This is a genomic window from Aquimonas voraii (assembly GCF_900101825.1).
In the GTDB taxonomy this organism is placed as follows: domain Bacteria; phylum Pseudomonadota; class Gammaproteobacteria; order Xanthomonadales; family Xanthomonadaceae; genus Aquimonas; species Aquimonas voraii.
The window spans coordinates 698,051-711,063 of the sequence record NZ_FNAG01000001.1 but is presented as its reverse complement, the minus strand read 5'-3'; the positions used below and the strand labels follow the sequence as shown (position 1 = coordinate 711,063).

At 68.8% G+C, this 13,013-nt stretch carries 9 protein-coding genes; 4 read left to right on the top strand and 5 right to left on the bottom strand.

Annotated elements, in window-relative coordinates:
* Positions 1 to 88 precede the first annotated feature (88 nt).
* Positions 89 to 1,549 (top strand): Na+/H+ antiporter NhaC, encoded by a 1,461-nt coding sequence (gene nhaC, locus BLP83_RS03075; RefSeq protein ID WP_091238674.1) that lies wholly within the window; start codon positions 89 to 91, stop codon positions 1,547 to 1,549.
* 65 nt (positions 1,550 to 1,614) lie between these two features.
* A complete protein-coding gene (locus BLP83_RS03070) occupies positions 1,615 to 2,970 on the top strand; it encodes a sodium-dependent transporter (RefSeq protein WP_091238672.1) in 1,356 nt (451 codons plus the stop codon).
* Positions 2,971 to 2,998: 28 nt separating this feature from the next.
* Here the strand turns inward: BLP83_RS03070 and BLP83_RS03065 are convergent, their stop codons facing one another.
* From BLP83_RS03065 to glyQ, 5 genes are all read right to left on the bottom strand, one after another.
* Entirely contained in the window at positions 2,999 to 3,985 is a 987-nt protein-coding gene (locus BLP83_RS03065) for a type II secretion system F family protein (protein ID WP_091238669.1), read from the bottom strand.
* Between the two features lie 5 nt (positions 3,986 to 3,990).
* Positions 3,991 to 4,530, bottom strand: coding sequence for a GNAT family N-acetyltransferase (locus BLP83_RS03060; RefSeq protein WP_091238667.1), 540 nt, complete (start codon positions 4,528 to 4,530; stop codon positions 3,991 to 3,993).
* A 159-nt stretch (positions 4,531 to 4,689) separates the two neighbouring features.
* Entirely contained in the window at positions 4,690 to 6,501 is a 1,812-nt protein-coding gene (gene recQ / locus BLP83_RS03055) for a DNA helicase RecQ (RefSeq protein WP_091238664.1), read from the bottom strand.
* Between the two features lie 703 nt (positions 6,502 to 7,204).
* Positions 7,205 to 9,394: a glycine--tRNA ligase subunit beta gene (glyS, locus tag BLP83_RS03050; RefSeq protein ID WP_091238663.1), complete on the bottom strand. Its 2,190-nt coding sequence runs from the start codon at positions 9,392 to 9,394 to the stop codon at positions 7,205 to 7,207.
* The gene (glyQ, locus tag BLP83_RS03045) at positions 9,394 to 10,362 is read right to left on the bottom strand and encodes a glycine--tRNA ligase subunit alpha (RefSeq protein WP_091238660.1); all 969 of its coding nucleotides are present in this window, start codon (positions 10,360 to 10,362) and stop codon (positions 9,394 to 9,396) included. Before glyQ ends, glyS begins: the two co-directional genes overlap by 1 nt.
* A 90-nt stretch (positions 10,363 to 10,452) precedes the next feature.
* Between glyQ and BLP83_RS03040 the strand changes: the two genes are divergently transcribed.
* Positions 10,453 to 12,264: a GspE/PulE family protein gene (locus tag BLP83_RS03040; protein WP_091238658.1), complete on the top strand. Its 1,812-nt coding sequence runs from the start codon at positions 10,453 to 10,455 to the stop codon at positions 12,262 to 12,264.
* Positions 12,261 to 12,986, top strand: coding sequence for a glutamine amidotransferase (locus tag BLP83_RS03035; RefSeq protein WP_091238656.1), 726 nt, complete (start codon positions 12,261 to 12,263; stop codon positions 12,984 to 12,986). Before BLP83_RS03040 ends, BLP83_RS03035 begins: the two co-directional genes overlap by 4 nt.
* Positions 12,987 to 13,013 lie beyond the last annotated feature (27 nt).

Sequence of the window (13,013 nt, the reverse complement as noted above, 5' to 3'; positions counted from 1 at the left end):
GGCACAGCGAGATGCACACGGACCATGAAGGCGCGCGCAGCAGGACGCTGCCCGATGCCGCCGATTGAACAGCACAACGGGGATGGGAATGTCTGACACCGCCACCGCGCCGCGGCGCGATCCAAGCCTGCTGCAGGCGCTGCTGCCGCTGATCTTCCTGGTGGCGGGGCTGGCCAGCTCGGTTTATCTCTACGGCTCGGATTCCTCCTACGGCGCCAACCAGATCGCCCTGCTGCTGGCTGGAGGCGTTGCCGGTCTGATCGGCATCTACAACGGCCTGCGCTGGGACGACATCCAGGCGGCGATCACCCGCGGCATTGCGTTGGCCACGCCGGCCCTGCTGATCCTGCTCGCAGTCGGCGCGCTGATCGGCACCTGGATCCTCTCGGGCACCGTGCCTGCGCTGATCGTCTACGGCCTGAAGCTGATGGACCCGAGCTTCTTCTACCCGGCCGCCTGCCTCATCTGCGCGATCGTGGCGCTGGCCATCGGCAGCTCCTGGACCGTGGCCGGCACGCTCGGCGTGGCGCTGATGGGCGTGGCCTCGGGCCTCGACATGTCACCGGCCATCACCGCTGGCGCGGTGATCTCGGGCGCCTACTTCGGCGACAAGATGTCGCCGCTTTCGGACACCACCAACCTCGCGCCAGCAGCGGCCGGCGGCGAGCTCTTCACGCATGTGCGGCATATGGCTTGGACCACGGTGCCGGCGTTCGCCATCGCCTTGATCGGGTTCGCCGTCGTCGGAATCGGCGCCAAGCCCGCCAGCGGCGGCGCTGACTTCGGCGACCTCGCCGCCATCATGGGCAGCCACTTCAACCTCGGCCTGCACCTTTTGATCCCGCTGGTGGTGGTCTTCGCACTGGCGGTGAAGCGCTTTCCCGCCTACCCGACCATCCTGATCGGCGCGCTGCTGGGAGCGGTGTTTGCCGTGCTGTTCCAGCCCGATCGCGTGGTCGCACTGGCGGGCTCGGATGAACTCTCGCGGCCGTGGGCCCTGCTGTCCGGCGCCTGGAAAGCCCTGGCCACCGGCTACAGCGCCGACACCGGCAACGAGGCGGTCAACGAGTTGATCAGCCGCGGCGGCATGGAAAGCATGCTCAACACCGTCTGGCTGATCCTCTGCGCCATGGCGTTTGGCGCGGTGATGGAATCGGTCGGCCTGCTGGAGCGCCTGATCCGCGGCGTGCTGGCACTGGCCCGCAGCACGGGCAGCCTGATCACCGCCACCATCGCCACCGCGCTCGGCTGCAACCTCGTCGCCGCCGACCAGTACATGGCGATCGTGCTGACCGGCCGCCTGTTCAAGCCGGAGTACGAGAAGCGCGGTCTCGCACCCGAGAATCTTTCGCGCGCGCTTGAGGACGGCGGCACCCTGACCTCGCCGCTGGTGCCCTGGAACACCTGTGGCGCCTACATGGCGGTCACGCTCGGGGTCGGCACGCTGGACTACCTGCCCTACGTTTTCTTCAACCTGGTGAGCCCAGTGCTGGCCGGCGTGCTGGCCTACTTCGGCTACAAGATCGCGCGAGTCCGGGCCTCGGCCTGAGCTGCGACGCACCCACCCCGTCGGCGCATCGGCGCCGCCCCTTAAAGCTCCGCGGAGTTCATTGGATGGACAAGCATTCGGTACACGGCATGTGGTCCTCGCGTACGGCCTTCATCCTGGCCGCGGCGGGCTCTGCCGTCGGGCTCGGCAACATCTGGCGCTTTCCCTACCTTGCCTCGGACAACGGCGGCGGCGCCTTCGTACTGGTCTACCTCGCCTGCATCGCCCTGATCGGTCTGCCCATCCTGTTTGCCGAAGTGCTGATCGGTCGCCACGGCCGGCAGAGCCCCATCAACACCCTGCTGAACCTCGCCCGCGAAACCGGCCATTCCAAGGCGTGGTCGGTGATCGGCGTGATGGGCATGGTCTCGGCCATTCTGATCCTGAGCTTCTACAGCGTGGTGGCCGGCTGGACGATGCACTACGGCTGGCTGTACCTCGTGCAGCTGTTCGGCGGTGCCGGCATCGAGGACGGTCCGGCCACCTTCGGCGGCCTGCTGGGTGACGCCAGGACCCTGCTGTTCTGGCATTCGGTGTTCATGGTGCTGACCATCGGCGTGGTTGCGCTCGGCGTCGAAAAGGGCCTGGAGCGCGCGGTGAAGCTGCTGATGCCTGCGCTGTTCCTGATGCTCATCCTGCTGGTCATCTACGGTGTGCGCACCGGCCACTTCGGCTCGGCAGTGGAGTTCCTGTTCACGCCCGACTTCAGCAAGATCGACGGCGACGTGGTGCTGGCGGCGCTGGGCCAGGCCTTTTTCTCGCTGAGCCTGGGCCTCGCCGGAATGATGGCCTACGGCGCCTACCTGCCGCGCGATGTCTCGATCCCGCAGGCGGGCGTATCGATCGCGCTGATGGACACCGGCGTGGCTCTGCTGGCAGGACTCGCGATCTTCCCGATCGTGTTCGCCTTCAATCTGGATCCTGCGGGCGGCGGGCCCGGTCTGATCTTCACCGTCCTGCCCATGGCCTTCAGCGACATGTGGGGCGGCGCGCTCTACGGCCTCGCGTTCTTCCTGCTGCTGATGTTCGCGGCCTGGACTTCATCGATCTCACTGCTGGAGCCGCCGACGGCCTATCTGGTGGAGCGCACGCCGCTGACCCGCCGCAGCGCGTCGATCCTTGCAGGCGTGCTGGTCTGGGCGATCGGACTGCTGTCGCTGCTCGGGTTCAACGTCTGGAGCGAGATCCGCATCGGCGGCCGTGACCTGCAGGGCGCGATCGAGTTCGTGGCCTCCGACGTGATGCTGCCGCTGGGCGGTCTGCTGGTCTCGCTGTATGCGGGCTGGGTGCTTGACGCCAAGCTCACCCGCAAGGAACTGCCGCAGCTGAGCGACGGCCTCTATACCGCCTGGCGCTGGAGCGTGCGCGTCGTCGCCCCGCTGCTGGTGCTGTGGGTGCTGTGGCAGAAGTTCGTGGACTGAAGCTCCGGTGCCTCGCCGGGCCGGGAGTTCAGCCGATGTCCCGGCCCAGCAGGGCGCCGAAACCACCGACGAGCTGCCAGGCCAGCAGCAGGGCCAGCAGCAGGTAGACGATGCGCGGGATCCACGTGGCCAGCGAATCGATGCGCGACTCCAGCGCCTCGCCTTCCGCATTCGCATAGCGCGCGAGCAGCTCCGGCAGTCGGCCACTGCCCTCGCCGGTCGCGATGAGGCCGGCCAGCATCGGGTCGGCGACGAAGCGCCAGCCGCCGGCCACCGCATGCAGGCTGTGCCCGGCCAGCAGCGCAGGCACCGAGGCTTCGAAATCGCTGCGGATTGGCTGCACGCGCAAGGTCGACGCGGCATGTCGCACGGCCTCGGCCGCGGGAAGTCCGCAGTCGAGCAGCAGGGCGAGATACTCGAGAAAGCGTTGCACCTGCAGGCGCGCGATCAGGGGCCCGAGGACCGGCAGGCCCAGCGACAGCGATTCCAGCGCGACACGGCCGGGCCAGTCCTCGGCCGCCGCGTGTCGACGCAGCAGCTCACGGCCCAGCGCGAACAACGCCGCTACGCCCGCAACCACCAGAATCACCCGCAGCAGGTAGGCCGCCACGCTGAGGCTGCCTGCCACCACCGACGGAAGGGGGAGAATCAGCAGCGCCGCCAGCGCGACGAAGCCCGGGAGCAGCAGGCGTCCGCGCAGCGTCTTGCCCTGCTGCGCAAGCAGCAAGGCCTGTTCGCCGAGACGCTGGTGGGCGCCCGCGGGGCTACCGCCTTGACTGGCCGCAGCGATGACGGCCGCCTCCAGCGGCGTGAACAGGCCGGCCAGCCGCCCGGCCTGCGCCAGCGGCTGGCCCTGCATCAGGAAACCGCGCGCCGAGCGCAGCCGTTGCGCGGCCTCGGGCCCCAGGTCGAGCGCGTCCAGGGCCTGCAGCGGAGCAATGCCGGCGCGCTCCAGCGTCGCCAGCTGCAAATGGAGTCGGGCGCGCAGGTCTTCCGGCAGTGCGCGCGCGGGCATGGCGCTCAGGCCAGCGGTTTGCGCAGGATTTCGAAGCGCAGATCGTCCCGCTTGGGCTTGCCGAAGCGCTCGTCGCCATAGGGGAACGGCAGGTACTCGCCGGTGCGCGCATAGCCGCGGCGTTCGTACCAGGCGATCAGTTCGGCGCGCTGCACGATCACGCTCATGCACATCGCCGGCAGCGCCCAATCCTCGCGGGCGATGCGCTCGGCCTCGGCCAGCACGGCGCGGCCGATGCCGCCGTTCTGCAGACCCGGCCGCACCGAAAACATGCCGAAGTAGGCGTAGTCGGGTTTGCGCTCAAGCTGCGCGCAGCCCACCAGCTCGACACCGCCTTGGCCTTCGCGCTCGACCAGCAGCACGCGGCTGGCCGGATCGCGGATCACCGCCAGCACGCCCTCGACATCGATGCGCTGGCCATCGAGCAAGTCGGCCTCGGTGGTCCAACCGGCGCGACTGCGCTCGCCTCGATAGCCGCTCTCGACCAGATCGGCGATGGCGGGGGCGTCGGGTTCTTCAGCGAAGCGGAAGCTGAGTGTGGGCATTCGGAGCGGGGATTGGGGATTGGGGAGAGCGTCGACAGACTGATGATCGACGCCAGCATCGGCGTCAACATCAACGCCGGCCGCGCCAGCTTAAGGCCCCTCTCCCCTGGAGGGAGAGGGCTTGGGGAGAGGCGGACGCACTCGCCACATGGTGCCTGTCTACAGCTCCCCCAAGGCCTCCAGCACCGCCTCGCCGTAGCGTTCCAGTTTGCGCGCCCCCAGGCCGGCGATCTCGCCGAGCTCGTCCAAGTCCTGCGGGTCGGCCTCCGCAATCGCCGCCAGCGTGCTGTCGTGGAAGATCACGTAGGCCGGCACGTTCTGCTCGCGCGCCAGCCGCGCGCGCAGCTCACGCAGCGCGAGGAAGCGCGCCTCGGTGTCCGGATCGGCGAACTCCACGGCAGCGCGGCGCGCGGTGCCCGGCTTCGGTCCCCGCTTGCCCTTGATCGCCTCCGGGTCGCGGCGCAGGCGCACCGGCTGTTCGCCTCTCAGCACCGCGCGGCTGGCTTCGGTCAGCCGCAGGGCGCCGTAGCCGTCGATGTCGATGACCGCGAGTCCGCCGGCCAGGATCTGCCGGTAGACGCTGCGCCAGGTCGATTCGTCCAGCTCGCGTCCCAGGCCGTAGACCGTGAGCTGGTCATGACCGTGCTGTCGGATGCGCTCGTGGTCGGCGCCGCGCAGCACGTCGATCAGGTGCACCACGCCGAAGCGCTGGCCGGTGCGGTAGATGCAGGACAGCGCCTTTTGCACCGCCACCGTGCCGTCCCAGGTGTCGGCCGGCTCCAGGCAGTTGTCGCAGTTGCCGCAGGGCTTCGGATACACCTCGCCGAAGCCCTCCAGCAGCACCTGTCGGCGGCAGCGCACCGATTCGCAGAAACCCAGCAATTGATCGAGCTTGCGGCGCTCCACCCGCTTGCGCTCATCCGACGACTCCGAGCGCTCGATCATCTGCGCCTGGTTGACCACGTCGCCCAGGCCGTAGAGCAGCCAGGCCTCGGCCGGCGCACCATCGCGGCCGGCGCGGCCGGTTTCCTGGTAGTAGCCCTCCATCGAGCGCGGCAGATCGATGTGGGCGACGAAGCGCACGTCCGGCTTGTCGATGCCCATGCCAAAGGCGATCGTCGCCACCATCACGATGCCGTCCTCGCGCAGGAAGCGGCGCAGATTTTCCGCACGGATCGAGGCATCGATGCCGGCGTGGTAGGGCAAGGCCGTGTGGCCGAGCTGCTGCAGGGCCTCGGCGGTTTCCTCGACGCGCTTGCGGGTCATCGCGTAGACGATGCCGGTTTCACCACGATGGCGATCGAGGAAGTCGCTCAGCTGGCGCTTGGCGTTCTGCTTGTAGGCGATCCGATAGCGGATGTTGGCGCGGTCGAAGCTGGTGACGAACTGCTTTGCATCGTTCAGCCCCAGGCGCTCGACGATCTCGCGCTGGGTCGGCGGGTCGGCGGTGGCGGTCAGCGCAATCCGCGGCACGTCCGGCCAGCGCTCGTGCAGCAGGTTGAGCTCGCGGTACTCGGGGCGGAAATCGTGGCCCCACTGCGAAACGCAGTGCGCTTCGTCAATGGCGAACAGGCCGACCTTGACCCGCGCGAGCAGGCTCAGGAAACGTCCGGTGAGCAGGCGCTCCGGCGCCACGTAGAGCAGGTCGAGATCGCCGTTCAGCAGATCCATCTCGACGCCGGCGGCGGTGTCGCTGTCGAGGCTGGAATTCAGGAAGGCCGCGCGTACACCGAGCTGGCGCAGGGCTTCGACCTGGTCCTGCATCAGTGCGATCAGCGGCGAAATCACCACGCCGACACCCTCCCGCAAAAGGGCCGGCAGCTGGTAGCACAGCGACTTGCCGCCGCCGGTGGGCATCAGCACCAGGCAGTCATTGCCCGCGACCAGATGCTCGACGATGGCCTGCTGCGGGCCACGGAACTGGCTGTGGCCGAAGACCGATTTGAGGGTGTCGTGGAGGCGGTCGGTCATGGGGAGGGCTGCCGCATGCGCGGCTCGGTGGGCGCCCTTAGCCCCTCTCCCATAGGGGGAGGGGTTGGGGAGGGGGCCGGGCGAAGCGCGCGCTCCGAGTCTCGCCAAGATCGCCTACTCGGCTCTTTGCTTGTTCGGCGTTTCGATAGCAGGCCGCTCGAAGCGAAGATCAAGAGCTTTCGGTCCGACCTGCGGCCGGCCCGACCTACCTTTCTTTGCGTGGCCAAAGAAAGGTAGGCCAAAGAAAGGCCACCCCTCGTCCGCGCCCTACGCGCATCCCTGCGCTCCGGGTTCGCGTGTGCCCGTGGGTGTTCGTGGACAGTGCATCCCTGCACTGTCACGAACATCGCCGGCATCCCTGCCGGCGACCCCGCGGGCGGATCCACGGCCTCCCGCCGCTCCCCAGGGGCCCCGGGAAGAGCGCGGGCTCCTGCCCGCTGGAGCGTAGGCAAGAGCCGAGTCGTGATGCTTGGCGAGGCGCGAAGCGCTTGCTCCGCCCGGCCCTCACCCCAACCCCTCTCCCACGGGGAGAGGGGCTTGAAGCGGGCTCCGCATGGCTCCCCGGGAATATCGGCTGCAACCGGCGGCCAATGTGCGCCTTCGAGGCGCTCCCGGAAGGCTAAGGGCTCAAGAGCGCCCAGCGCCTTGACCGAAGCGAGCGTCGGGCTCCGGTGGGCCAGGGCCCACCCTATGGGCTGCCGCACTACCCCACCGCCAGCTGCGAGACGTCGGCGACGGCGAGGAAGCGGTCGGAGAGGCGCTTCAACAGGGCGAGGCGGTTGCCGCGGACCTTGGGGTCTTCGGCCATCACCATCACCGCTTCGAAGAAGCCGTCGACCTTGGGCCGCAGCTGGGCAAGACGCATCAGCACGCCGACGTAGTCGCGCTTGGCCAGCAGCGGGTCGGTGGCGGCGATGGCCGCTTCGATGGCGCCGTGCAGGCCGCTTTCGGCGTGGCCCTCGAAGAGCGACTCGTCAATCTGCTCGGGCAGCACGTCCTCGCTCTTGCGCAGGATGTTGCGGATGCGCTTGTTGGCGGCGGCGAGTGCGGCAGCTTCGGGCAGCTGGGCGAACTCGGCGATGGCCTTGAGCCGCGCATCGAAGTCGGTCAGCGAGGCGGGCTTCAACTCCAGCACGGCTTCGAACTGCTGCGACGGCACGCCCTGGTCGGCGTAGTAGCCGCGGAGGCGGTCGAAGATGAAGTCGCGCAGCTCGGCGATGTCGTCCGCTTTGGGCATGACGCGCGACGCGGCGGAATCCGCGCCCGCCGCGGCCAGCGCAGCCTCGCGCGCGGACGACGGCGCACCCTCCGGCAGCGCCTTCAAAGCGGCAGCACGGCGCAGCTGCAAGGCGATGTGTTCGCCGACCTCGGCCAGGCTGGCTTCGATCGCGTCATCCACACTGAGATTCACCCCACCCTCAATCAACGTCCGCGCCAAGCCCAGCGCATTCCGTCGCAGCGCGAACGGATCCTTGTTGCCGGTCGGCTTCAACCCGGCCGCGAATCCGCCCGCCAGCGTGTCCAGGCGCTCGGCCACGGCCAGCAGCTGGCCCAGCTTGGAAGGCGCAATCGCATCACCGGCGAAGCGCGGCATGTAGACCTCGTCCAGCGCGGCCGCCAGTTCCACAGGCTCGCCCGCAGCCGCCGCGTAGTAGCGGCCGGCGATGCCCTGCAGCTCGGGGAACTCGCCGACCATGCGCGATTGCAGGTCGGCTTTGCAGTAGCCGGCAGCGCACGCGGCCAGCTCGGCGTCGACGCCGAATGCCGGGGCCAGCGAGCGTGCGAGTGCGGCGATGCGCGCCACCTTGTCGGCATAGCTGCCCAGCTTCTGCTGGTAGGTCACGGATCGAAGGCCTTCGTTCATCGAGCCGAGGCCCTGCTTCAGGTCCTCGTCGAAGAAGAACTTGGCGTCGGCAAAGCGCGGGCGGATCACGCGCTCGTAGCCCTTGCGGACCTCGCGCGGATCCTTGGACTCGATGTTGGCGATGCCGATGAAGTGCTCGGTGAGCCGGCCTTCGGCGTCCAGCACCGGGAAGAACTTCTGGTTGGCCTCCATCGTGGCGATCAGGGCCTCCTGCGGCACGCGCAGGAACTCGCGCTCGAAGCTGCAGGTGATCGGCTGCGGCCACTCGTTCAGGCACTGCACTTCTTCGAGGATACCGGCATCGATGCGCGCCACGCCGCCGACCGCCTGTGCCGCCTCATTCACCAGCGCGCGGATGCGCTCGCGGCGCTCGTCGGCGTCGACGAGGACCTTGGCAGCGCGCAGGCTGTCGATGTAGTCCTCGGGCTTCGCGATCCACACCGGCTTGGCGTGGTGGAAGCGATGGCCGCGGCTCATGCGGTCGGCCTTGAGCCCCAGCGTCGAGGCTTCGACGATGTCGCCGCCGAGCAGCACGATCAGCCAGTGCGCGGGCCGCGCGAAACCGTAGTCATGCCCGCCCCAGCGCATCGGCTTGGGGATCGGCATGGCCTTCAGGGTGTCGGCCAGCACGTCGTTCAGCAGATCCGCGGTGCGTGCGCCTGGCTTGACCGAGCGGGCGACGAAGCGCTCGCCCTTGTTGTCCGTAGTGCGTTCCAGCGCAGTCCACTCGACGCCGTTTTTCTGCGCGAAGCCCTTGAGCGCCGGAGTCGGGTTGCCGTCCGCATCGAGGCCGATGTTGAGATAGGGGCCGAGCACTTCCGAGCGCTGCTCGGGCTGCTCGCTGGCGACGTCTTCGATCAGCACGGCCAGTCGGCGCGCGCTGTACAGGCTACGCGCTGCGCCATGGCTGACGCCGCGCTTGGCCAGCCCGGCCACCACGCCGTCGGCAAAGGCCGCGGCGAGTTCGGGCAGGGCCTTGACCGGCAGTTCTTCGGTGCCGAGTTCGATCAACAGCGGTGCGGTGCTCATCACGCGGCCTCCTTGCCGTCGGCGTTCAGGGGGGCGAGTCCGAGCTTGGCGCGCTCGGCTGCATCCTTCAGCACCGGGAAGCCCAGCTTCTCGCGCTGGGCGTGGTAGCTCTCGGCCACCGCCTTGGACAGATTGCGCACGCGCAGGATGTAGCGCTGGCGCTCGGTGACGCTGATCGCGCGGCGCGCGTCCAGCAGGTTGAAGCTGTGGCTGGCCTTGCAGACCTGGTCATAGGCGGGCAGCGGCAGGCCCAGCTCGACCAGCTTCAGTGCCTCGGCCTCGCAGGCGTCGAAGCGGTGGAACAGCTCCTCGACGTTGGCGTGCTCGAAGTTGTACGCGCTCTGCTCGCGTTCGTTCTGCAGGAACACATCGCCGTAGGTGACCGGCGTGCCATCCGGCCCGTAGGTCCAGATCAGGTCATAGACGTTGTCGCAGTTCTGCAGGTACATGCACAGGCGCTCAAGCCCGTAGGTGATCTCGCCGGTGACCGGTCGGCATTCGAGGCCGCCGGCCTGCTGGAAGTAGGTGAACTGGGTGACCTCCATCCCATTCAGCCAGACCTCCCAGCCGAGACCCCAGGCGCCCAGCGTAGGCGACTCCCAGTTGTCCTCGACCAGACGCAGGTCGTGCACCAGCGGGTCGACGCCCAGCGCCTTCAGCGAATCGAAGTAGAGCTCGACGATGTTGTCCGGGTTGGGCTTCATCACCACCTGGTACTGGTAGTAATGCTGCAGACGGTTCGGGTTCTCGCCGTAGCGGCCGTCGGTGGGGCGGCGCGAGGGCTGCACGTACGCCGCGTTCCAGGGCTCGGGGCCGAGCGCGCGCAGGAAGGTCGCTGGGTGGAAGGTGCCGGCGCCGACTTCGAGATCCAGCGGCTGGATCAGCACGCAGCCCTGCTGGGCCCAGTAGGCGTTGAGGCGCAGGATCAGTTCCTGGAATGTGAGCAGATTCGCGGCGTTGGCCGTCATGTTTCACCGGGGCGGCATGGGCAAGCGCGCTAGTATAGCGGCCTGCATTTCGCGGCCCGAGGGGCCGCCGGCAAGGGAAGCCAAGCCCGCATGAGCCACGTCCGCCGCCCCGCTTCGACGCGCCCCGACAGCCCGCGCCTGCCGAACGGCCGGCTGTCGCTCGATGTCGTCCTGCCCCTGCTGCAGGAGGACGGGCTGATCGAGGCCAAGGAAGCGCTGCGCGCCCGCGGCGCGGCGAAGTCGGGCAAGCCGCAGATCGAGGTGCATCCGCTGGTGCTGCTGGCCAATCTGAAGCTGGCCAGCCACGAGAAGGCCGGCACCGAGTTGAGCCTCGAGCGCCTGACCACCTGGCTGGCCGAGGCCAGCCACGTGCCCTACCTGCGCATCGACCCCACCAAGGTCGATGTGCCGGCGGTGACCAGTCTGTTCTCGCACGCCTACGCCCAGCGTTTCCGCATCCTGCCAGTCGAGGTCTCGCCGGAACGCGTCATTGTCGCCACCAGCGAACCCTGCGACACCCGCTGGCTGGACGACATCCGCCACATCCTGCGCCGCGAGATCGAGCTGCGGGTCGCCAACCCGCTGGACATCCATCGCTACACCATGGAGTTCTTCGGCGTCACCCGCTCGGTGCGCAAGGCCAAGAACGCCAACGAAGAGCAGGCGCAGACCGGCCTGCCGAGCTTCGAGCAGCTGGTCGAGCTGGGCGCGAGTGGCGAGGTCGGCGCCGACGACCGTCACATCGTCCACATCGTCGACTGGCTGCTGCAGTACGCCTACGAGCAGCGCGCCTCCGACATCCATCTCGAACCCCGTCGCGACCTGTCGCGCGTGCGCTTCCGCATCGACGGCGTGCTGCACAAGGTGTTCGAGCTGCCGACCCCGGTGATGATCGCCGTGGTCAGCCGCATCAAGGTGCTGGGCCGCATGGACGTGGCCGAGAAGCGACGCCCGCAGGACGGCCGCATCAAGACCCGCTCGCCGGGCGGCCGCGAGGTCGAGATGCGCCTGTCGACCATGCCGACGGCATTCGGCGAGAAGTGCGTGATGCGCATCTTCGACCCCGACACCGCGCTCAAACCCGTGGAGGCGCTGGGCTTCTCGGCCGATGAAGCCGAAGCCTGGAACGACCTCACCACGCGGCCACACGGCATCGTGCTGGTCACCGGCCCCACCGGCTCGGGCAAGACCACCACCCTGTACTCGACCCTGAAGCGCCTCGCCACCTCGGACGTGAACGTCTGCACGGTCGAGGACCCGATCGAGATGATCGCGCCCGAGTTCAACCAGATGCAGGTGCACCAGGCCATCGACCTCGACTTCGCCTCGGGCGTGCGCACCCTGCTGCGCCAGGACCCGGACATCATCATGATCGGCGAGATCCGCGATCTCGAAACCGCGCAGATGGCGGTGCAGGCTTCCTTGACCGGCCATCTGGTGCTGTCGACCCTGCACACCAACGACGCCTGCTCGGCGATCACCCGCCTGCTTGATCTCGGCGTGCCGCACTATCTGATCCAGTCGACACTGAACGGCGTGCTCGCGCAGCGTCTGGTGCGCACGCTCTGCCCCCACTGCAAACGCGAGGCGCCGATCGACGGTGCCGCCTGGCGCGGCCTGGTCGGCAAGCACGCACTGCCCCAGCCCGCCCTGGGCTGCGCGCCGGTCGGCTGCCTTGAATGCCGCAACACCGGCTACCTCGGGCGCATCGGCCTGTACGAGATGCTGGTGCTCTCGCCTGAGCTGCTGGGCCGCATCAAGCCCGACATGGACCTCGGCGAATTCACCCGCGCCGCCATGGACAGCGGCATGAGCCCGCTGCGCTGTGCGGCCGCCGCCCACGTCGCCGCCGGTCTCACCACCATCGAAGAAGCCCAGACCGTTCTGCCCCCCGAGACATGAACCCCCTGCCCTTCTTGATTCTTGAAACCGGACGCCCGGTGCCTTCGCTGCGCAGGCTCGGCCCCTTCACCCACTGGATCCGCGTGGCCGCAGGCTTGAGTGCCCGCGACACCGCCGTCTGCCCGGTGCTGGACGGCGCCCACCTGCCCGATCCGCGGCGCTATGCCGGCGTGTTCGTCACCGGCTCGGCGGCCATGGTCACCGAGCGTCTGCCCTGGAGCGAGCGCAGCGCAGAGTGGCTGCGCGAAGCCGAGGCGCGCGGACTGCCCCTGTTCGGCATCTGTTACGGCCATCAGCTGCTGGCGCACGCCTTCGGCGGCGAGGTCGGCTACAACCCGCGCGGCCGCGAGATGGGCACCGTGCCGGTGCGGCTCACGCCCGAGGCCGGGCGCGATCCGCTGTTCAGCGCACTGCCGAGCGAATTGCCGGCTCACACCACCCACCTGCAAACCGTGCTGGCGCCGCCGAAGGACGCCGTGGTGCTGGCGCACTCCGAGCGCGACGACTGCCAGGCCTTCCGCGTCGGCGCACGGACTTGGGGCGTACAGTTCCACCCGGAATTCAGCGCGCAGATGATGCGCGGCTACATCCGCGCCCGTGGCGAGGAACTGCGCCGCGAGGGCAGCTGCCCGCACAGCCTTGCCCGCGAAGTGCGCCCCGCGCCCACGGCCCGCGAGGTGCTGCGCCGCTTCGTGCGGCATGCGCGCCAGCGCCACGCCTGAGCGGCGATCCCGTTTCAACTCCCGGAG